The following is a 21,520-nucleotide window of genomic DNA, read 5'->3' as shown; positions in this document are numbered from 1 at the left end:
TAAAAAAAATTTGTTATGCAAACATAATGATTTTTTAACAAAAAAAAAACTTCGATTAGCAATTAATCGAAGTTTGATAATACTAAATTTAAAATATTGAAATCTTAAAAAGTCTTCTTTGTATTGTTCTATTATTCAGTAATATCTGAGGATAAAGGGCAATTTTTGTCGCCCTTTATTTGTTAATATTTGAATATTTTTTTTGTCAGACTCGTTTCTCCATTACTTAAAACAACATTGTAGAGGCCTTGACCTAGGTTATTAATTGGTATCTCTAGAGTTTCTGTATTGTTTAATTTAATAACCTTACTAAGAACTTGTCTATTGTTTCTGTCAAATATCTTTAAAGTGTAAACTGACTCTACCTTTAGTTCTTCAGACTTTATGCTTATCATCTCGAAGGCAGGGTTAGGATATATGCTAAAACTTATAGGGCTCTGAACAGATCCTGTACCACTCATCTTTACAGAGGCAATATTCGAGTTTGCCGAAGCACCAATCGCATTCTTTGCTATTACCCTATAAAGGTAAGTTTTTCCTGAAGATACATTTTCATCAGTATAGCTTGTTACATTTTTTCCCAAAGTGGCTACTAAACTGTAATTTGCTCCTGAATCTAGAGATTTTTCTATAATGTAATTTTCCTCTCTTTTTGAATCATCATACCAAACTAAGTTCACTTTTCCAGAATTTTCTATCGCTTTTAGTCCATAAGCTGGATTTGGAGCTTTACTTGGATTGATAATAAATGGGCCAATAATTGGAGAATAAGCTGATTCCCCCTCTGTATTACTTCCCGCCTTTATTCTATAATAGTACAATGTAGCTTCTTCAGGGGTTAAGTCCTTGAAAGATACTAAATCCATTTTTATTTTTCCGAGCTCAGTAAAGTTTTTGTTATCTATACTTCTTTCTACAATAAAGTAATCTTCATCTTTTGAGTTGTCTTTCCAACTTACATCAAAAGCTGGGTTACCTAAGGCGTCATAATACAAAACTGCTATAGGATTGGTTGGTGGATATGGAGGTCCAGCAGTTGTATCTCTTATGAATACCGATGATGAAAACTTTCCTTTATCACTTACAGAGAATATAGATACGTCTACAATATCTTTAGGCTTTAGATTGCTTATTTTTACAGAACCTGCAGGTCCAGGAAGATTGGCATACTCTACGTAATTTCCAATGTTGTTTATTTTTATTAATACATAAGTATTGGTTCTAATATTGGTTCTACAATTTAAATCTTCAGCACCATTAGTCCATCTTATTGTGAGGTGATTATTTGATTTATTGCTCTGATCTGAAATGGGATTCGTCGGAGGGTTAGGGTTAACATAAGCTAAAGCAGTAACCGCAACACTATTGGAAGGAGTAGAACCTGTTGAGTTTCTAGTAAAAAGTGCATAATATTGAGTTTGTCCAGGCACAGCAGCTTGGTCATAATAATCTGTAGCAGCTAAAGCAGGTTTATCTAAATCAAAGAAAGTTGCATTGTCAAATGATTTTTTTAGGATATATTCTTCAATGTCTTCTGAGCGGGAAGGGATAGTCCACTTTAAGTGAATGAGTGTCGGGCAGTTTAAGTCAGAACTCAAAACTGGAGCAGGAGGCAGTCCTACTTTAGTAGATACATAGATCAGAGGTGACCAAGGACCTGGGGTGGAATTACCTTTTGCACGTACTCTGATGGAGTAGCTTGTTTTGGCTTTTAAGCCATTTAAGGGTCTGTAAATAGACACTCCAGCGTTTTCGGTCAATATGGTTGAGTTCCCATTTTCATTTAATTCTATGTCAAATCCTGACTCGTAGGGGCTTGTGTCGTCAATCCTTAGACCTATTGAGTTATGAGTTACTAAACTTAAGTCGACAGAAGGGCTTGGAGCAACAAGACCAATTATGAGAATATTTACACTTGGGGTTGCTGTTGATCTTAAAGTGTCAGAAGGAGCTTTAAGTTTATAGCTTTTCATGTAAATAGTATAAGTTTCATTGAAAAGTAAACCAGATATATTGAGGGCTGTGGCAGAAGATGCGATTTTAGCGGAATCTAATGGATCACCTGGGCTAGAAAAATAGACCTTGTAACCATCAAATGGACCTACTGGTGCAGTCCATGTTAAGTTTATTGAATTAGTCAAGCCTACCTGAGAACCAGCAAGGGCAGATGGAGGTGCGGGTGGCAGTTGACTATACGAATTAAAATAAGCTAAAAAGCACGTAAAAAGAATTAGAAATTTTTTCATTTTCTTTATTAATTAAGGAATTGCATTTTGTATTGGGGTAAAATTATGCAAAAAATAGTAATATTTAAAAAAAATATATCTTTTTTACTATTCAAATAAGATAGTTTTGAGATTTTTAGGGTGAACAAAAAAAGAGAGTGGCTTTGGGCCACTCTCTTAAAATATTGGGTCAATTCTTAGTATTTAACTATCTTTCTTGAAGATGTTTCGTTGTTTGTTTTCAAAACCATCGTATAAACTCCACTTTGAAATTCTTCTAAGTTTATCTTCATAACCTTATCGTTGAAATTCCTATTGTAGACTTCCATGTTGTTTTGGTCTAAAATAGATATGTTTACAGATTCAAAGTTTGTTTCAACTGGAAGAGAAACTGTTACAAAACTCAAGGTAGGATTAGGGAAAATGTTTACCTCTGAATTATTTAAAATTCCAGTCCCTGCTGTTATTTTGACTTCTGCAATGTTTGAGTTAGCTGAAGTGCCAATAGTATTTACTGCTTTGATTTGGTAGAAGTAGGTTTTTCCAGCGGTAACTGTTAAGTCAGAATAAGAAGTAGTATTTCTGTCTAGCTTTTTAAGTTCAACAAAATTAGTATTGTTGTCGACAGATCTTTCAAGGATATAGTTTTCCTCTCTGTTCGAATCGTCATACCATTTTAGGTCAACTTTGGTTCCTGAGGCTACGGCTTTCAAGCCATACGGAGCATTTGGTTTTGCAGAATAAGCATATTTTATGGGTTGGGTTAAAACATAGTCAGATTCTCCATATAGATAGTTGCCAGCTTTAATTCTGTAGATATAATCAACACCTTCTTCTATAGGTTCATGTTTGAAAGTATTGTTTCCATCTTTTATTTTTCCAAGTATATTAAAATTTGTGCCATCTTTACTTACCTCTACTACAAAATAATCCTCGTCTTTTGGAGCATGATCCCAGCTTAAACCTATTGAGGAATTATTAACAGCATCTTTAAAGGCCACACCTATAAAATTGGTAGGCTTGCTTGCAGGTCCAAATGTGTTGTCAACTCCCCTTCTGTGTTCTGAGAAAATACCTCTATCACTTAGAGAAAATATATCATACTCTACTCTTTCGTTAGGTTTTAGACCTTTTATGATAATTCCGCTAGCAGTAGGATATATGATTTCGTATAGTTTAAAGTCAGCGTCGCCTTCTCTTTTAATCATTACGTAATAGGAGCTTCTTATGTCAGTGCCACAATCAAAATCCTGTGCAGGATTGTCCCAAGTTATATTCAGTTGTGTGTCTGTTTTGTTAACAGTACTTGATTTTACATTAATTGGCGGCAATGGAGCCACGAATGGTTTTACCTGAACAGTTATCCTGTTTGAAGAAGTAATTCCAGTACTATTTTCTGCAAAAACAATGTAAGTAGCGGGTACGCCAGGTGCTATGCCCAAGTCATAAAGATTTCTTTGATATCCGGGCAGTGTACCAATATTGTGAAAAGTAGCACCATCAAAAGCCCTGTGAATCACAAAATTTGTAATATCTTCTGCTCTTGCTGGTATTTCCCATGATATAGCTACGAAACGAGCACAGTTGTTATCCAATTTTACAATTGGAGCTGCTGGGGCGGCTACTTTGGTAGTGATGTAGAAAGGCTGTGACCAAGGGCCAATGTCACCACAGCCAACAGAGGTAGGGCAGTTTAAGGCTCTAGCTCTTACTCTGTAAAAGGTTTTAGGTACCAGATTCACAACGCTGTGCTGAACGTTTGCACCAGAACCCAAAAGAGTAAGTCTTGTCATACCTCCACCCTCTATTTCAACTTCTAATGCTACTTCGGTTGGATTTGTATCGGTGATTCCAATGAGAAACGAACTTGTGGTAATTGTTGAAGGGAAATCTGTTAAAGTTGGAGCGACAAGAGGTTGAGCAAATACTGCAAATCCTGAAAATATCAATGAAAATAAAAGTAAGATGTTTCTCATGATTTAAATGTTTATGTACGTTAAGATTTATTAATCGTAAATATAATATAGATTCAAGTATTTTCAATTTACGACTGGCAATATTATAAAGAAAATTATTTTACGGTTTTCATTTTATGATTTTTTTAATAAATTATATAAATCTATTGTGTGTTTTGCTGATTTCGCATCATGAACTCTTAATATAGAGGTGCCAGATAATAGGGCAATAAGGTTGAGTTGCGAAGTGGCTTCCAGGGTATCCTTAATATCAATTTCTAAGTATTTGTAAATCATCGATTTTCTCGAAAGACCTATCAAAAAAGGGTAATTTTCATTTTTAAAAATAGATAGATTCTTCATTAGCTCATAATTTTGAAGGAGGTCTTTAGCAAAACCAAGCCCTGGATCTATAATCACATCTTTGACTCCGTTTTTTTTGAGGTAGTTGGCCTTAGAAAAAGTTTCTTTGAGTATATCAGTATAAAAATCGGTATAGTTTGTTAGGTTTTGCATGTTTTCTGGTGTTCCTCTGGTGTGCATTAATATGTATGGGAGGTTGGTTTTGATAATAAATGGAAACATCTCAGAATCTAGGTTGCCGCCTGAAATGTCGTTAATGATTTGTGCCCCTACATTTGCCGCTTTTTCTGCTACTTTTTTCCTGAAAGTATCAATTGAGATTGTGATGTTTTTGAAGTTTTTTGTTAGTAACTCTATAGCAGGCAAAATGCGGTCAATTTCTTCACTTTCAGAAATTTTAGTGGCTCCAGGTCTTGTAGAGTGTCCGCCAATATCAATAATGGATACTCCATTTTCTAGCATTTCATTAGCTTTTTTTAAAAAATCTTCATCAAAAGGATTAAATCTACTATCTTTGTGGAAGGAATCAGGTGTAATATTCATTATTCCCATGATTATTGGTTTTTGAAAACCCAGTAATTTACCTCCTATATTTATCGTATTTTTCATAGTTGCAAAAAAAACTAAAAATCTTGGAAAATATCAATGTCTAGCACAGAAATTGAATATTCAGAAATAATAAGTAATTGTTTTGAGGTTTTCTCAAAGAAGAACTCTGATTATGGGACTTCTTGGAAGATTCTTAGACTTCCTTCCATTACAGATCAAATATTTATCAAAGCTCAGAGGATAAGAACAATTCAAGAGAATGGTTTTTCAAGGGTAGAAGAAGGGCAAATATCAGAATTTATAGGCATCATCAACTATTGTGTAATGGCACTTATGCTGTTGTCTGAAGGTTGTATTGATGATAATCTGAGCAAACTTCAAGCGGCGTATAATTCTCAAATTTCAGAAGTTAGAGAGCTTCTTTTTAATAAAAACCATGATTATGGTGAGGCCTGGAGAGAAATGAGGGTTAGCTCCATGACAGATATTATCTTAATGAAGTTGTTAAGGATAAAGCAGATTGAAGATAATAATGGTAAAACATTAATATCTGAAGGAATAAAGGCGGGATATCAGGATATTATAAATTATTCGGTATTTTGCCTTATAAAGTTAAAATACGTACAGATACAACAAACTCAGCAGTAGAAATGAAGTTCATAGCAAATTTTTCAAGAATCCTTGTTGGCTTAGAATTTATTTTTTCGGGCTTCGTAAAAGTGATAGACCCTTACGGTACTGGTTTGAAACTTCAAGAATATTTTGAGGTTTTTGCAGGAGACTTACCAATGCTTGCCCCTTTTTTCAATGGTTTGGCACACAATGCCTTGGCTATGTCATTGTTGTTTTGCTGTTTAGAATTGGTTTTAGGAGTTGCTTTGGTTTTTAGTTTTAGAATGAAAAGTACGTCATGGATGGTACTAGGCCTTATGGTCTTTTTTACGTTTTTGACTTTTTACTCCGCATATTTCAACAAAGTTACAGACTGCGGCTGTTTTGGTGATTTTCTTAAATTAAAGCCATGGGATTCCTTTATAAAAGATGTAGTGAGTATGGTTTTTATATTGATAATATTTTTATATCGTCAGCGATTTAGGAAGTCAGAACTTGGAACACCAATGGTTTTAATTTCTATAATTTTATCAATTGGTATAGGTGTATATGCTATCAGGTATCTGCCGATTTTGGACTTTTTGCCTTATGCGGCAGGTAAAAGCATTCCCAAACAAATGGAAAGACCAAATATTAAACCTGATTTGCAGTATGTTTTTTTAGACAAAAAAGAAAATAGTGAAATTGAAAGCAAGGAGTATCTTTCGGATACCAACAGATATAAATATATATCCTCGGTGGTATTGAACGAGGAACTTCTGAAGGCTAAAATTACTGATTATAGTATTGCAGACAGTGCTGGTAATGATTTTACCCAACAAACTTTTGAAGGAAAAATATTTTTCATAGTGTTGAAAAAGAAAGAAGGTTTACAGAATTTGGATTTTGAACCGATTAACAAATTGGCTAACAAACTTGCTAAAAGGAAAATAAAGCCAATGATAATTACCTCAATACCAACAGAGGAGTATTTGACCTTACAAAAAGAGAAAAACATAACGCTTGATTATTATACTTGCGATGAAAAAGTCTTGAAGACTATGGCAAGAAATAATCCATGTTTTGTATTACTAAACGATGGCGTAGTAGTTAAAAAGTGGAGTTACAATGAAATTCCTACCGCCAATCAAATAAATGAATTGATAATTAGTACTAAGTTTTAAGAATGACGACAAATATTTTTATGTTGGGGATGCCATCCTCAGGAAAAAGTACCCTTGGAAGACAATTAGCAAAAGAATTAAATTATGATTTTATTGATTTAGATAAAAAGATTGAGACTTCAGAGGGAAAAAAGATTAATGAGATTTTTAATTTAGAGGGAGAAGAATATTTTAGAAAACTGGAAACGGAACAACTGAAAAAAATTGAACCCAACACTAGATTAGTTGTTGCAACGGGGGGAGGCACACCCTGTTACAATAATAATATGGCTATAATTAAAGAAAATGGTATAAGTGTATTTTTGGATGTTAAGCCCTTTAAGTTGGAAGAACGGATGCGGAATTCCAAAAAAAACAATAGACCTTTGTTTAGTCTCGAGAGCGATTCTTTAATTGATACTTTGTTTAAAACTTATGAGTCAAGGATAGATACATACAAACGAGCTGATATTGTGATTGAAGGAGATACCGATGCAAATACTATTATGTGGATTTTAGACGCCCATTTTAGAACACTAAGGTGAAAATTAAATAAAAAAGCGACTTCTTAGTAGTCGCTTTTTTATTTCTATACTATTTAAAAAATGATGAATGAACTTGGAGATTTTGGTGTCCTTTATGTTTTAATGTTTTGTTAATGAGGATATTGAATATAATCTCAGTTATTGTTTTTTTGGGCTTTTTAGTTGCCTATTTTTATGATGTTACACTTAATTTTCAGAACTTCCCAATTTCTGATGATTATGAGGCCTTTTTTGATTTTAATAATAGGTATTTTGCCTACAATGGTTTTTGGGAAAAAATCAGACTAATTTTTTCCCAGCACAACGAGCATAGAATAGCCACTCTAAGATTAATAAATTTAACTTATTTTTGTTTTTTTGGAAAGATAGACCTCGAGTCATTTAGGGTTATAGGGCTGCTATTTTATTTCTTCTCGATGTTTTTTTTATTTCTTGAAGGTAGGTTTAACATAAAGAAATTCTACTATTTCCTGCCAGTACCATTGCTGATGCTGAGCTTTGCATATTCCGAAATTTATTATTTGGCAATGGAGTCTTTGAGCCATTTTCCAATGATTTTTTTTACAATAGCAACCATTTACACAGCTATACATAAAAAATATACCTTTATTTCTGTGATTTGTTTATTTTTTGGAGTTTTTTCTAATGGGAATGGTATTTTATTGATGCCGATTGTATTTGGAGGACTTTTTTTACAGAAAGATTATAAAAGGATGTTAATTTGGGGAGTATCATCCATGGTTATTTCTTATATTTATTTTCATGATTATGAGAGCGGGAAGAGTATTTTGAAATTAGATATAATTCCTTATTTGTTAAAAGTTTATCCGATTTATGTTGGAGGAATTGGAGGCTTTGGTTCATTAACAATCAACCTTGTACTTGGTGTGATTGCATTGTTGTTTATATGCTATTTTGTGATTGTTAAGAAATCTTATGAAAGGGAATTGAGCTTGACGCTTATGTTGCTTTTTTATCTTTTAACTTTTCTGATAATTTCTGTAAAAAGACAAGAATACGGAAGCCAGTTTTTGCAAAGGGGGGCCTATTTAATCAATAGCGTGATGATTTTTGTATTGCTTTATATGCTTTTCTTTAGAGAGTTTTTGAAGCAATGGAAGCTCGAGAATAGTTATAAAAAAGTGCTTTTGTTTTTTGTAGTTATACTTTCTGCTGGACTTGCTTATCAAACTAAAAATTATAGGACTTGGAGAGAAACCTTGAAATACGACGAAATAGAGACTCGCAATAACGAAATGATGTATCTTGGAAATACATTAGAGTTGTATGAAGATAGAGAAACGATTTACAATATTCCTCTTGTTTCAACGCATAGAATAGAAGATTTGGCTAAAAAAGGTTTTTTTGACGTAGAAAAAATTAAAAAAAATGTAGTCTCTCAGCCTTTTAATACCAATGGAAAAAAAAATAGTTTTGGGCGAAATAGTGATGGGTTTGTAATTGAAAAGATAGAAGGGTTTGATATAAAAGAGAATCCGTATTTGATGATAAAAGGTAACTACAGAGGGATATTTAAAACCAATACTCTTAGATTGGGTATCGTTTTTCAGTCAAGAGGAAAAAAAACTTATTATATTATCCCAGGATTAAAACCACATCTGAGTTTATTTCAACAAGCCAAAGCCCAAACTGTTGGTTTTGATTTTTTATTACCAAAGAAATATTTACCAAACGAAAGGACGGAGGTTTCAATTTTTAGAGTTGAGGATGATTCTATAATTGTATGCAGTCAATGGTTTGAAGTTAGAAATGCAATTGATTATGATGAGTATCAATCAAAATCAAAGGTTAATGTAGTTACCGAATCCCAGAAATTCAAAGACGACACTGTTTCCAGACCAATACTCGAGGAGGCATTTAGTTTGAATAATTTTCATGAAATAGTATTGAATCTTACAAATTTGAAACACACCAATAAGTCAAGTAAATATTACTTGATTTTTCATGGTCAGGATGGGAGTAGTTTTTTGAGTGTATTAAAACCTTATAATACAGAGAATAAAAAAGGTGTTTTTTATACAAAATTTGAGTACCAGCAGGTAGAAAGGTTTCTCAAAAAACGTAATTCGGTTTTTAAGCTGGATTTACTAGTAAATACAGACGGAGAGATGTTTGTATCGCACTTAGAGTCAGTATATTATTTTTATTCAAAGGATAAGGTTCCATAAGGGTTATTTGGACTTTTGTGTATAGAAATTATTTGACGAGTTCGATTTTTGAATTAAAGTATGGTATTTCTAAGCGGCTCTTTTTAATTTGGTTTTACCGTTGAGTATTGATAAATTTGCAGACTATTTTGTATGTGGATTCACACAAGATTTTTAACAATTGACGTGTTTTGGACATTGCTAATTATAAATTAAATGATACTTGTAGTTACTGGAGGTGCTGGGTTTATTGGTTCTACACTTTGCATAAAACTCAAAGAGAAATATCCTAGTTACAGAATTATTGCATTTGATAATTTAAAAAGGAGAGGTTCAGAATTAAATCTGATTGATTTTAAGATAAGAGGGATAGAGTTTGTTCATGGCGATATTAGGAATTCAGAGGATTTAAATGACCTTGATGGCTTTGACGTTTTGATTGAAGCCTCCGCAGAGCCCTCCGTGATGTCTGGTCTTAATTCTGATCCAACTTATGTTATCAATAATAATCTATATGGCTCTATTAATTGTTTTAATGCATGTTTAAAGAATAAAGCCAAGCTTATTTTTCTTTCCACAAGTAGGGTATATCCTATATCAAATATTGAAGATGCATCTTTTATTGAAGAGGAAACAAGATTTTCTTTTTTAGATAATCAAAAAGAGAAGGGTATTTCTAGTGCTGGAATATCTGAAGATTTTACGCTTTTTGGAGCAAGGTCGTTTTATGGTACAACAAAATTGTCTTCTGAGCTTTTCATTCAAGAGTATTCTTCTTTCTATAATTTAGATGCTGCTATTACAAGATTTGGAGTTATAGCTGGCCCAAGGCAAATGGGCAAAACAGACCAAGGGGTTGTTACGCTTTGGATGGCAAAACATTATTGGAAACAATCATTGAAGTATATAGGGTATGGAGGTATTGGCAAGCAGGTGAGGGACATCTTGCATGTGGAAGATTTGGTAGCCTTAATTGATATTCAGATTCATAACATATCAAAGTTTACAGGAAAAATATTCAATGCTGGAGGAGGGCGTAGTACAAGCGTATCTTTGATGGAAATGACCAGTATCTGTCAGGAAATTACTGGAAATAAAATTCAAATAGGTTCTGAAATAGAGAATAGACCGGCTGATTTGAGAATTTATATTACTGATAATTCTAAAATTGAGCGAGAAATTGGTTGGAAACCTCTAAAAACTCCCAGCCAGATATTCTCTGATATTTATCATTGGATAGGCGAAAATGAAAAACAATTAGAAAACATTTTAAAGTAAATTATGAACATAGCTATAGTTACAGGTTCTGCTGGATTGATTGGAAGCGAATCTGTACGTTTTTTTTCTGATAAAATGGATTTAGTTATTGGTATTGATAACGATCAAAGGGCCTATTTTTTCGGAAAAGATGCTTCCACTGAAAGAAGTAAAAATGAATTGGAAGAATCTATCCAAAATTACAAGCATTATTCTATTGATATTAGAAATTATGAGGCGTTAAAGGCTGTTTTTGAGCAGTATGGTACCGATATCAAGTTGATAATTCATACCGCAGCACAGCCTAGCCACGACTGGGCTGCGAAAGAACCACTCACCGACTTTACAATAAATGCAAACGGAACATTACACATGCTAGAACTTACCCGCTTATTTTGCTCTAAAGCGGTTTTTATTTTTACATCTACTAATAAAGTTTACGGGGATACTCCAAATTATTTGCCTTTATTGGAACAAGATAAACGGTGGGAAATTTCAGAAGACCATGCTTATTTTCAACATGGAATAGATGAAAGTATGAGTATAGATAATTCTAAGCATTCACTTTTTGGTGCATCCAAAGTTGCGGCGGATGTACTTTCACAAGAATATGGCAAGTACTTTGGTATGAATGTCGCAGTATTCAGAGGAGGATGTTTGACTGGACCAAATCATTCTGGTACACAATTGCATGGATTTCTTTCTTATTTGATGAAATGTGCAGTTACAGGGAATCATTATACAGTTTTTGGATATAAAGGTAAACAAGTGAGAGACAATATACACTCTTATGACCTTGTAAATATGTTCTATCATTTTTACATGAATCCTAGGCAAGGTGAAGTTTATAACGCAGGTGGTGGCAGACATTCAAATTGTTCTATGACAGAAGCAATTGAGATTTGTGAATCGATAACTGGAAACAAAATGAATTTTAGTTATGCTGAAGACAATCGCATTGGCGATCATATTTGGTATATTTCTGATGTTTCTAAGTTCAAGAATCATTATCCTGAATGGACTTATAAGTATAACTTAAACGATATTCTTGAACAGATTTTTTTTCAACAAGTTAAGTTGAAGTAATTTGCTTTTTTTTTTAATGTAACTCAAAATTACGTGAAGTTAAGTATTGTAATTCCTGCCTATAACGAAGCAGAGTCTATAAGTGAAACAATAGAGGAATTGGTGTTTGTTCTTTCTGATAAAAAGATAGACTATGAAATTTTGGTGGTAAATGATAACTCAAAGGACAATACCTTAGAAGTTTTAGAAGCTCTGAAGTTTAAGTACAATTCTTTGTATTTTGTAACAAACACTGGTCAAAATGGCTTTGGTTATGCTGTAAGATATGGCTTAGAAAGATTTACTGGTGATTGCGTAGCTGTAATGATGGCAGATTTGTCAGATTCGCCTCATGATTTGGTGAAATTTTATGAGACCATGCAAGAAGGTAACTTTGATTGTGTATTTGGAAGTCGTTTTATGAAAGGTGGCAAGACCATTGATTATCCCGGTATCAAGAAAATAATAAATAGAGTTGCCAATGCGATTATAAGGTTGGTAATGAATATCAAATATAATGATACTACAAATGCTTTTAAGTTATACAAGAGACATACTATAGAAGGTGTAAAACCTTTTTTATCACCCCATTTTAATCTTACAATTGAACTTCCGCTAAAGGCAATTATCAGAGGATTTAGTTTTGCTGTAGTTCCAAACTCTTGGACAAACAGGAAATATGGTGAGTCAAAATTGAAAATTAGAGAAATGGGTAGTCGATATTTCTTTATTTTAATGTATTGTTTTATAGAGAAATATTTTTCTAGAGGGGACTTTGAGAAGAAATGGTAAACACTAAAAACAAAAAAGCGGTTTTGGGATTTCAAAACCGCTTTTTTAATGTTTTTTCTTGTCAGAAAAATGTTCCAAAACTAATCCCAAACGTTCCTTTGGTTTGTTTTAAAGTGGCTGATTCATAGTCTGTTTCGATGCTAAGATTGTAAGGCGTAAATGCAAAGTCTCTAGACATTCTTGAATAGGATATATCAGCAAAGAATCTATTGTTTCTTACTCCAGCACCAAGAGTCCCAATTAGCGATGAACTGGTGTTATAGGCGTCGCTATTTTTTCTAGGATCTCCCAAATAGTTAAGTCCAGCCCTAATTCTTGCCACACCAAATCTCAATTCACCTCCAGCCTTTACATTAATCACATCTTTAAACTCGCTTTGAATACCTCTTTTTTGGTCTGTAGACCATCTATTGTCTTCTTTGTCTTTGATATTCATCATATTATAGCCCACGTACTCGGCTTCTACACTTACTACACCCAGTTTTTTTGGTAAAAATATAGAAGTTCCTATGTTTGCTTTCAATGGCGACGATATTCTGTATTTAAAATCGTTTGGTACGGTAAATAACTCTTGCTCGTCTGATTCGAACGTATTTGGTTTTTGGTCATAGGCTACATAAGAAGTGTAGGTTTCATTAATCCTCATAGAGGTTGGGCTTGTAATGTTTGCTCCAATCCTTATGTTGTTACTTAATTTCATGATAGCTCCAACTGACAAGTTCAGGCCAGTACCTTTTACAAGAAGTTCGTCTCCGAAGGTAAAGCCATTAAAAAATTGGCCATTCGGAAATTGCTCTGTTAAGTCAGTCAATTGACTGTAATTTAAATTTTGAATTCCTAGGGAGGCTCCAATATAGGTTTTGTCGTCGTAATTGATTCCATAGCCCACATTTATTTGGTTTAAGTTGCCGGCTTCAGACACATTCCCTTTTTGTATAACCGGTGTTGAGAGCTCTGAGGCTACATAGCCCCCTCCTTGAATAGGATCAATCAAATAGGCCTGATATGCCAAGGCCGTGGTATTAGCTGCTAATCTGGTGGTGGTATTAAACTCTTCATTCAAATCCTCCGAACTTATTCCTCTTTGAGTAGCCCGTTCAGCAAAATAGTCGGAAATGGAGCTTCTTTTGTTTGAGCCATTGTAAGAATAGTCATTGTTAAAGTTCGCCAAAGTATTATAAGAAATACTCCATGCTGTTCTTTTTTTTCTAGTTCCAACACCCCTGTTACTGAAGACCACACCTATTTGGCCTATGCTCATATTAGTTGTACTTAATTTGGCCGAGTTATCAATGTAACTAGATGTAGAGTTGGTAGTTGTAAATATTGGACTTATAGTAAATTCGGATTTATTATAAAAACCCAGACCCGCCGGATTTAAGTATGAACTGCTCAAATCTCCACCCAGGGCTGTAAATGCACCACCCATTCCTTGCGTTCTGGCTGACCCATAATTTCCGTAAGAATAAAACTTCAGAGCGTCTTCGCCGTAAAAATGGCCGTTAAGCGACAATTGTGCAACTGAAGAAGAAACACCCAAAGCAAATGCTAATGCTCCAAAAAATAACTTTTTCATAGTGTTATATTAAAAAAAGGATAAAAAAATCCCCGCCAACAACAATTGGTTTATTAGCGGGGTATAAAATTGAGTTTTATTTAAAAAATTATCTTGGCCCTCTTGAAGAGCCACCACCTGAGCTTGAACCACCAGAACTGGACGAAGAGCTACTGCTGCTACTTCCTCGTGAACTTGAACCCGAACTGTAGCTAGAGTTACTGCTGCTGTTGCTCGGCGACGAGTAGGATGAAGAGCCTCTGTTGTCATTGCTCGGAGAGCTATAGGTGTTCCCCGATGATCTACTCGACGATGGACGAGTGTAAGTGTTCCCTTGAGCCGTATTGTTTGTGCTTGCACTTCTCGAACTGTAGCTGCTAGAGCCCGAGTTAGTAGATCTGTTGTAAGAATCATAACTCGCTGGTCTTCTAGAGCTTGGATTATAAGAGTCAGTAGAACCGTTAGATGCCCTTGAGTTAGAGTAAGTAGTTCTGCTACTGCTATTGCTTGCATTGTTTCCTGAACTGTTGCCTACCCATGTTCCATTTTTTCTATCGGCCAATACCCTGTCACCGTTGGCTGTGTTGGTATTGTTTGAGTTTCTAACAGCACTCGAAGTTCTTCCTCCTGAGGTAGCTGTAGCCTGCTTTGTGGTGTTCACAAATCTGTCATTGTAGTTAGACGAGTTTCTACCCGCTTCTCTTGCACCATAGGTTCTTGAGCCGTTTTTGTAGGCGTTCTGAGCAACTACTGACTGATTGTTATAATATGGTCTATAGTTGTTGTAATAACCGCCGCCATAATAATCATAAGGGTTGTAAAAGCTGTTATAACCCCAAGGAGAATAAAAGCTGTTGTATCCCCAAGAGTTATAACCCCATGGGCTGTAAGCCCAAGAATCCATCATCCAAGAATTTCCCCATGAATTATAACCCCAAGGTGAAAATCTGTTCCATGAATTCATGCCCCAACCTCCCCCAAATCCATAAGACATATAAATGCCCGAATTGAATGGAGAGAATGAATTATATCCAAATCTGTTAAAAGGAGAATTCCATCCTGAAGCAATTGGCTGACTCCACGAGTAGTCTGTCCATCCTTGGCTGTATCCGTCTGAATAGCCATCAGAATAACCAGGCTTTGAACTCAACTTTCTTTTATAATCACGCGTTGTGATATAATCTTCAGAGTAATATTCATCAGTACTTTCAAGTACGTCACCATTATCTAATCTGTCGTACTCGTCTTCGTAAGGCAATTGCTGCGTATTTACACCATTATTTTTGTTAAATGGAGTATTAGTGGAGGCAACTATTGGAGCTTGAGCTGCATCTGCCGAAGTAGCATACATGTCATCGCTTTCTCCGTTTGTGGGAATAGACTTGTTAGTACAAGAAGCAATAAAAATGCTCGCTCCCAATAACAAAACTGAACTTTTAAGTTTCATAATTTTTTTAGATAAAAAGGTGTCCCTAATCTTATATACTTAGACGCTACAAAGCATCAAAAGGTTGCGTTCTATAGTTAAATATTTTCTCAGACATTCTAAGTGAAATATTTCATTACAAAAATAATATTAAAACTTATCTTTGCAACCTTAATGGCTGTTGTTAACAAAATAATTAACAAAAGTTTTTATAAGTAAAATCCAATTTTTACTTCTTATATTAAAATTATACAAGAAAAATGTCTAAAGGTCTTCCTAAACGTAGTGAGAATTATTCAGAGTGGTACAACGAACTCGTCAAAAAAGCTGATTTGGCCGAAAATTCGGCAGTAAGAGGGTGTATGGTCATTAAACCTTATGGGTTTTCTATTTGGGAAAAAATGCAAAGAGCATTGGATGATATGTTCAAAGAAACTGGCCATAGCAACGCCTATTTTCCCCTATTTATTCCTAAATCTTTTTTATCAAAAGAAGCCTCTCATGTAGAAGGTTTTGCAAAAGAATGTGCTGTAGTTACGCATTATAGACTGATAAACGACCCCAACGGCAATGGCGTTATTGTTGACCCAGATGCAAAATTGGAAGAAGAATTGATTGTAAGGCCTACATCAGAAACGGTTATTTGGAATACCTATAAAAGTTGGATACAATCCTACAGAGATTTACCATTGCTGATTAACCAATGGGCAAACGTGGTACGTTGGGAAATGCGTACGCGTATATTTTTGAGAACTGCTGAATTTTTGTGGCAAGAAGGACATACTGCTCACGCAACAAAAACTGAAGCCGAGGAGGAAACCTCCAGAATGCTAGATGTATATGCTACTTTTGCGGAGGAATGGATGGCTTTGCCTGTTGTGAAAGGTCAAAAAACGGCCAATGAGCGTTTTGCTGGAGCAGAAGATACACTTTGTATAGAAGCGATGATGCAGGACGGAAAAGCTCTTCAGGCTGGAACCTCGCATTTTCTTGGCCAAAATTTCGCCAAGGCTTTTGATGTGAAATTCCAAGACAAATCAGGTGCATTGGAATATGTTTGGGGAACTTCATGGGGGGTAAGTACCCGTTTGATGGGAGCTTTGATTATGGCCCACTCGGATGATTTAGGATTGGTTTTACCTCCTAAATTGGCCCCCATTCAGGTGGTTATCGTTCCGATTTTCAAAGGTGACGAACAATTGGAGCAGATTTCTGAGAAAATAAATCCAATCTTGAAAGAATTGAAATCCAAAGGTATCTCTGTGAAATTTGACAAAGATGACCAAACTCGTCCGGGTTGGAAATTTGCCGAATATGAGCTTAAAGGAGTGCCTGCGAGAGTGGCGGTAGGCATGAGAGATTTAGAAAGCGGCACGGTGGAAGTGGCAAGAAGAGATAACCTTTCAAAAGAAACGGTGTCGATTGATGGCATAGCTCAATATCTTGAAAATTTACTCAACGATATTCAGGAAAATATTTATAAAAAAGCATTTGATTTTAGAACTGAAAATACTTTCGAGGTGAATACTTGGGACGAATTTACTGCCAAAATTGAAGAGGGTGGATTCTTGATGGCTCACTGGGACGGAACTTCGGAAACAGAGGAGAAAATCAAAGAATTGACCAAAGCAACGATTAGGTGTATTCCACTCGATAGCAAACCAGAAACTGGCGTTTGCGTTTTAACTGGTAAGCCTTCAGACAGAAGAGTGATTTTTGCAAGAGCATATTAACAAGTAAATAAATATAAAAATGGTAAAAGTAGGGGATATCGTTTCACTTCATTATAAAGGGACTTTAAATGACGGAACTATATTTGATTCATCGGAAGGAAGAGAGCCGTTGGAGTTTGAAGTTGGAAGCGGAATGGTAATCAAAGGATTTGATGACGGCGTAATGGGCATGGCCATTGGCGAAAAAAAAGACATTCATATCGGTGTTGAAGAAGCTTATGGTCCTGCAAATGAGGAAATGATCTTCAAATTTGACAAAGCTGGTATTCCTGGTGATGTGCCTTTGGAGCTTGGTGGTACTCTAAATATGCACGATGGACAGCAAGCTATTCCGGTGGTAATCAGAGAAATAGCAGATGACTACGTATTGATGGACGCAAACCATCCTTTGGCTGGTCAAGAGCTTAACTTTGCTTTGGAGTTGGTTTCTATCAAAGATGGGAGCAATCTTGAGGTTGAGTTTGAAGATATCAAATAATATTTGAAATAGTTCTAAAACCAAAAAAGGAGTCGTGAGACTCCTTTTTTGGTTTTCAAATACTGCACTTCATTAAAATATTTCTTTTGCCACCGCCATCGTAGTGGTAGATTTGCTCATGGTGTAAAAATGAAGAGCAGGCACTCCGAATTTTATCAATTCTCTACATTGAGCTATACACCATTCAATACCGATTTTTCTCGCATCTTTATCATCTTTGGCTTGCCTAACTGCATTGTCAAACTCAGAGGGCATTTCTAAATAGAACAATTTTGGAAGAATATCTAACTGCTTTTTAGTTGAAAGGATTTTTAAACCTGGAATAATTGGAATATGAATGTCGTTTTCACGGCATTTATTTACAAAATCAAAATACTTTTGATTGTCAAAAAACATTTGTGTAACCAAATATTCCGCACCTGCGTCTACTTTTGATCTTAAATGGTCAAAATCGATTTCATGTGATTCGGCCTCGAAGTGTTTTTCTGGATAGGCAGCAGCTCCGATACAAAAATTGCTCTTTGATAAATATTCCGAATCCTCATGGAGATATTTTCCATGATTCATGTCATTTATTTGAGTAATTAATTCAGCGGCGTAGGCATGACCATCAGTTTTGGGTTTGAAAGTGCTAAATGGTTTGGCGTGGTCACCTCTGAGTGCCATCACATTTTCTATTCCCAAATAGTTTAAATCAATCAATAAATCTTCCGTGTCGTCTTTGGTAAATCCACCACATAGCACATGCGGCACGGCATCTACATTAAATTTGTGCATGATGGCTGAGCAAATCCCCACCGTTCCAGGTCTTTTTCGAGTTTTTATTTCTTTGGTGGTGCCATCCTCAGATTTCACCGAAATGTACTCTTCTCTGTGGTAGGTTACATCTATAAACGGAGGTTTTATCTCCATCATGGGTGCGATGTCGTTGAGCAATTCATCTATTTTTCCACCTTTGGCAGGGGGAATTATTTCAATAGAAAATACTGGTTTGTCATTTACTTTGGCTAAGTGTTCTACAACCTTCGGCATTCTTAAATTTAATTGATTTACATACAAAATTATGCTTTTTATGAATTTTTCTACTGAAATCGACATATAAATAAACCAAAAATCTAAATTTGGATAAATTATCTAAAAACCTTAAATATCAATACTTCAAAAAGATGAAAAAACTATTTGTTATCGTCAATGAGTTTTTTTAATAATAAACTTTAATGCCTCAGGTTGGAAAGTGGCTAAGAGAATGTGATCGAGGTAGAATAGGTAATTAAATACAATTTTGTAAATGACAAAGCGGAAAATTCTATTATCCATTTCCCTCAAAAATGGAGAGATTAGGACTATTTTTGTTATTATTTTCAAAAGCTGTTTTTAAAACTCTATTCTGTAATTCAGCATTGGAATCATGCCCAGTTGGTATTTCGGTGTTATTTTCTCCAAAAAAGCATCATAATATTGGTAAGCCAAGTTTTTCTGTCCGGTGAAATTCTGAATATCTATAGATACTGTTCGTGAGAATTTATCCTTTGATTTTTTGAAATATACCCTCAAATCCGGCCTAAAATAGTCCGGATTTTTTTCAATTAAAGGTTTAGAATAATTGTAAATGGTACTTTTGGAAACAATGGATGCCGCCTCAAGAATTTCATAATTTCTGAATCCACCTAACCAGGCTATTCGGGTATTTAAGCCGATGAATTTCCCTGGAGATTTTGTCCATTCTTTTCCTATTGTCAAGTTCACAATGTGGTTTCCACTGAATCTGGTCTGATAATATTTGTTATCAAAAGCCAAGAATTCGGCTTTGTAAAGAGTGGTGTTTATCAAGGCGAAAAGACCCTTGCTCAAATATTTTCTATAATTGAGTTCTATGCCATAGTTTCTACCCTGGTTGTTGAGGTTGCTTGCATCCGTTGAAAGTTCTACCACCGTGTTTTCATATCCATTCAAAACCGACAAATATTGGTTATTTGAAACCGGCATATTGAATAAATTCTGATAGAAGACTTCCCCGAAAAGCTCTTGATTTTCAGATAGTTGATATTGGTATCCTAGGTTGAAATGATGTGCACGAACAGGCCTGTAAGGCAATGCGAAGGCATTCTGATTAGAAGATTCGTAGCTGTGGAGGCCATAAGATGCTTTCAGAGCGAATTTGGTATTTACATCATAGGCCAAACCAAGTCGAGGCTCCAAATAAGTTTTTTGACTCAAGGTATAATGCGGTAATACGAAACCTACATTATAGCTCAGTCTGGTTTTTTCGCTGTTTGTAATTCGTATGAAAGGTTGTACTATTAAGCCACTAAAACTGTAGAAAGAATCGCCATTATTTTTTAAATTAAATTCATTAAAGTAATGGTTGATATTTACTCCGGTATTTAATGCTAATCTGCGATTCAAATTTCCACTCAATATACTTGAAAAACCAAGGATATTACGGGCCTGATAAGTGTAGCTGATGTTAAAAGCCGGATCAGTTTTGTATGCGTCTCTTAGGTTTTCAAGTCCAGAATTGGCCAAGACTGTTTTGAGATTCCAGTTTTCAGAAAGTTTAAGGTTGTGTTTAAGTCCTACTACACCCATTCTGCTATAAAAGTCGATATTGTTGAAGTCTTTCTCAGATTCCCAAAGCGTTTGGTCGGCATTCGGTACATATTCATTAGATGAGTTGCCGCCCATACCAAAAATCATAAATGTACCCAAACGGCGTGTTGGAAAGTTAAAATTGAAAGCAACATCTTGAAATTTGATACTTTCGCCTCCAAAATCAATACCCATCAAGCCCAACAAGCCAGTGAAAGAATATCTGTAATTAAACAAATAGCTGCTCCCTTTGGCCTTATTTAACGGCCCTTCTGATGATAAATCCACGCCGATTAGTCCGATTTGGGCAGTATGCTGAAACTTCTTGTTATTGCCAACTCTGTAGGTCATGTCCATCACACCGGCCAGTGTATTGCCATATTCGGCTGGAAATGCACCAGTTAGAAAATTCATGTGGCCGAGCATTTGGGCAGATAAAATATTGGTTCCGCCGCCTGTCTGAGTTGGTTGGTCTGAAAACGTACCCGCATTGCTCAAATGGTTGGGATTTACAATCTCTACGCCCTCGAGTTTCCATTGCATACTTTCTGGCGTGTTGCCTCTAATGGCCATTCCGTTGGCTTGGTCGTTGGTGTTGGCTACTCCTGCAAACGAAAAGGCCAAGCGAGCAGGGTCGAAAAAAGTAGCCGGAAAACGCATAACCTGCTCGTAGGTTATGGTATTCAAACTTGTAATAGCTTTTGACATATTGGGTGTTGCGGCAGAAACAACCACTTGGTCAAGTGTTTCGCTACTCGCTTGCATTTCCAAGTCCAGTATGATTTCTTTTGCACTTTCGAGTATTAACTCTTTCAATATCAGTTTTGTATAGCCTATGGAAGTGATTTCTATTTCAAGTCGGCCAAGGGGTACATTTTCTATGAAAACCTCACCTTTATCATCTGCAATTCCTGTCAATTGCGTATTTTTTATCGTAACGGTTGCTTCCGAAATTGGGGCTTTGGTGTTTTGGTCTTTTAAGTTTATCCGAATATTTTGTGCTTTTTGAGCAAAAGTTGAAAGCGAAATGAGTGATAGAACCAAGTACAAATATTTCATAATACAG

The 21,520-nt window shown here is 35.3% G+C and carries 16 protein-coding genes; 9 read left to right on the top strand and 7 right to left on the bottom strand.

Translation table 11 applies throughout. The features are described from left to right. Positions 1 to 182: 182 nt before the first annotated feature. The 3 genes from EGI26_RS04960 to folP all read right to left on the bottom strand — a co-directional run bounded on the left by EGI26_RS04960 (position 183) and on the right by folP (position 5,152). Complete coding sequence (locus EGI26_RS04960) at positions 183 to 2,246, bottom strand: fibronectin type III domain-containing protein (protein WP_255076776.1); 2,064 nt, start codon at positions 2,244 to 2,246, stop codon at positions 183 to 185. Positions 2,247 to 2,422: 176 nt separating this feature from the next. Beyond that, complete coding sequence (locus EGI26_RS04955) at positions 2,423 to 4,201, bottom strand: T9SS type A sorting domain-containing protein (protein ID WP_255076775.1); 1,779 nt, start codon at positions 4,199 to 4,201, stop codon at positions 2,423 to 2,425. A gap of 114 nt (positions 4,202 to 4,315) precedes the next feature. Beyond that, on the bottom strand, positions 4,316 to 5,152 hold the full coding sequence (folP, locus tag EGI26_RS04950) for a dihydropteroate synthase (RefSeq protein ID WP_255076774.1): 837 nt from the start codon (positions 5,150 to 5,152) through the stop codon (positions 4,316 to 4,318). A gap of 36 nt (positions 5,153 to 5,188) precedes the next feature. Here folP and EGI26_RS04945 point away from each other — a divergent pair, with 36 nt between their 5' ends. From EGI26_RS04945 to EGI26_RS04915, 7 genes are all read left to right on the top strand, one after another. Next, entirely contained in the window at positions 5,189 to 5,740 is a 552-nt protein-coding gene (locus EGI26_RS04945) for a DUF1599 domain-containing protein (RefSeq protein ID WP_255076773.1), read from the top strand. A 2-nt stretch (positions 5,741 to 5,742) separates the two neighbouring features. Beyond that, entirely contained in the window at positions 5,743 to 6,867 is a 1,125-nt protein-coding gene (locus tag EGI26_RS04940) for a BT_3928 family protein (RefSeq protein ID WP_255076772.1), read from the top strand. A gap of 2 nt (positions 6,868 to 6,869) precedes the next feature. Beyond that, positions 6,870 to 7,391, top strand: coding sequence for a shikimate kinase (locus EGI26_RS04935; protein WP_255076771.1), 522 nt, complete (start codon positions 6,870 to 6,872; stop codon positions 7,389 to 7,391). A gap of 416 nt (positions 7,392 to 7,807) precedes the next feature. Further along, positions 7,808 to 9,580, top strand: a complete 1,773-nt coding sequence (locus EGI26_RS04930; protein WP_255076770.1) for a hypothetical protein — start codon at positions 7,808 to 7,810, stop codon at positions 9,578 to 9,580. 195 nt (positions 9,581 to 9,775) lie between these two features. Beyond that, positions 9,776 to 10,837: an NAD-dependent epimerase/dehydratase family protein gene (locus EGI26_RS04925; RefSeq protein ID WP_255076769.1), complete on the top strand. Its 1,062-nt coding sequence runs from the start codon at positions 9,776 to 9,778 to the stop codon at positions 10,835 to 10,837. Between the two features lie 3 nt (positions 10,838 to 10,840). Further along, positions 10,841 to 11,902: an NAD-dependent epimerase/dehydratase family protein gene (locus EGI26_RS04920; protein ID WP_255076768.1), complete on the top strand. Its 1,062-nt coding sequence runs from the start codon at positions 10,841 to 10,843 to the stop codon at positions 11,900 to 11,902. 33 nt (positions 11,903 to 11,935) lie between these two features. Continuing rightward, positions 11,936 to 12,673, top strand: coding sequence for a glycosyltransferase family 2 protein (locus EGI26_RS04915; RefSeq protein WP_255076767.1), 738 nt, complete (start codon positions 11,936 to 11,938; stop codon positions 12,671 to 12,673). A gap of 61 nt (positions 12,674 to 12,734) precedes the next feature. Here EGI26_RS04915 and EGI26_RS04910 read toward each other — a convergent pair whose 3' ends face one another. Together EGI26_RS04910 and EGI26_RS04905 are read right to left on the bottom strand one after the other, a co-directional pair. Further along, positions 12,735 to 14,249 carry a hypothetical protein gene (locus EGI26_RS04910; protein ID WP_255076766.1) on the bottom strand — a complete coding sequence of 505 codons (1,515 nt, stop codon included), beginning with the start codon at positions 14,247 to 14,249 and terminating at the stop codon, positions 12,735 to 12,737. 88 nt (positions 14,250 to 14,337) lie between these two features. Then, entirely contained in the window at positions 14,338 to 15,675 is a 1,338-nt protein-coding gene (locus EGI26_RS04905) for a hypothetical protein (protein WP_255076765.1), read from the bottom strand. Positions 15,676 to 15,914: 239 nt separating this feature from the next. Here EGI26_RS04905 and proS point away from each other — a divergent pair, with 239 nt between their 5' ends. Beyond that, entirely contained in the window at positions 15,915 to 17,387 is a 1,473-nt protein-coding gene (gene proS, locus EGI26_RS04900; protein WP_255076764.1) for a proline--tRNA ligase, read from the top strand. A gap of 19 nt (positions 17,388 to 17,406) precedes the next feature. Then, on the top strand, positions 17,407 to 17,865 hold the full coding sequence (locus tag EGI26_RS04895) for a peptidylprolyl isomerase (RefSeq protein WP_255076763.1): 459 nt from the start codon (positions 17,407 to 17,409) through the stop codon (positions 17,863 to 17,865). A 72-nt stretch (positions 17,866 to 17,937) separates the two neighbouring features. On the opposite strand, the gene EGI26_RS04890 is transcribed toward EGI26_RS04895, so the two are convergent. Beyond that, complete coding sequence (locus EGI26_RS04890) at positions 17,938 to 18,897, bottom strand: methylenetetrahydrofolate reductase (protein ID WP_255076762.1); 960 nt, start codon at positions 18,895 to 18,897, stop codon at positions 17,938 to 17,940. A gap of 342 nt (positions 18,898 to 19,239) precedes the next feature. Then, the gene (locus EGI26_RS04885; protein ID WP_255076761.1) at positions 19,240 to 21,513 is read right to left on the bottom strand and encodes a carboxypeptidase-like regulatory domain-containing protein; all 2,274 of its coding nucleotides are present in this window, start codon (positions 21,511 to 21,513) and stop codon (positions 19,240 to 19,242) included. Positions 21,514 to 21,520 lie beyond the last annotated feature (7 nt).

It is taken from the genome of Lacihabitans sp. CCS-44 (assembly GCF_024343735.1).
In the GTDB taxonomy this organism is placed as follows: Bacteria; Bacteroidota; Bacteroidia; order Cytophagales; family Spirosomataceae; genus Leadbetterella.
The sequence above is the reverse complement of the archived record's forward strand: the minus strand, read 5'-3'. Positions and strand labels throughout refer to the sequence as shown.

Coding starts and splice junctions, on each gene's coding strand:
- proS (WP_255076764.1), top strand. CDS start 15,915: ATGTCTAAAGGTCTTCCTAAACGTAGTGAGAATTATTCAGAGTGGTAC.
- EGI26_RS04885 (WP_255076761.1), bottom strand. CDS start 21,513: ATGAAATATTTGTACTTGGTTCTATCACTCATTTCGCTTTCAACTTTT.
- EGI26_RS04920 (WP_255076768.1), top strand. CDS start 10,841: ATGAACATAGCTATAGTTACAGGTTCTGCTGGATTGATTGGAAGCGAA.
- EGI26_RS04930 (WP_255076770.1), top strand. CDS start 7,808: ATGTTTTTTTTATTTCTTGAAGGTAGGTTTAACATAAAGAAATTCTAC.
- EGI26_RS04905 (WP_255076765.1), bottom strand. CDS start 15,675: ATGAAACTTAAAAGTTCAGTTTTGTTATTGGGAGCGAGCATTTTTATT.
- EGI26_RS04955 (WP_255076775.1), bottom strand. CDS start 4,201: ATGAGAAACATCTTACTTTTATTTTCATTGATATTTTCAGGATTTGCA.
- EGI26_RS04945 (WP_255076773.1), top strand. CDS start 5,189: ATGTCTAGCACAGAAATTGAATATTCAGAAATAATAAGTAATTGTTTT.
- EGI26_RS04910 (WP_255076766.1), bottom strand. CDS start 14,249: ATGAAAAAGTTATTTTTTGGAGCATTAGCATTTGCTTTGGGTGTTTCT.
- EGI26_RS04940 (WP_255076772.1), top strand. CDS start 5,743: ATGAAGTTCATAGCAAATTTTTCAAGAATCCTTGTTGGCTTAGAATTT.
- folP (WP_255076774.1), bottom strand. CDS start 5,152: ATGAAAAATACGATAAATATAGGAGGTAAATTACTGGGTTTTCAAAAA.
- EGI26_RS04895 (WP_255076763.1), top strand. CDS start 17,407: ATGGTAAAAGTAGGGGATATCGTTTCACTTCATTATAAAGGGACTTTA.
- EGI26_RS04890 (WP_255076762.1), bottom strand. CDS start 18,897: ATGCCGAAGGTTGTAGAACACTTAGCCAAAGTAAATGACAAACCAGTA.
- EGI26_RS04925 (WP_255076769.1), top strand. CDS start 9,776: ATGATACTTGTAGTTACTGGAGGTGCTGGGTTTATTGGTTCTACACTT.
- EGI26_RS04935 (WP_255076771.1), top strand. CDS start 6,870: ATGACGACAAATATTTTTATGTTGGGGATGCCATCCTCAGGAAAAAGT.
- EGI26_RS04960 (WP_255076776.1), bottom strand. CDS start 2,246: ATGAAAAAATTTCTAATTCTTTTTACGTGCTTTTTAGCTTATTTTAAT.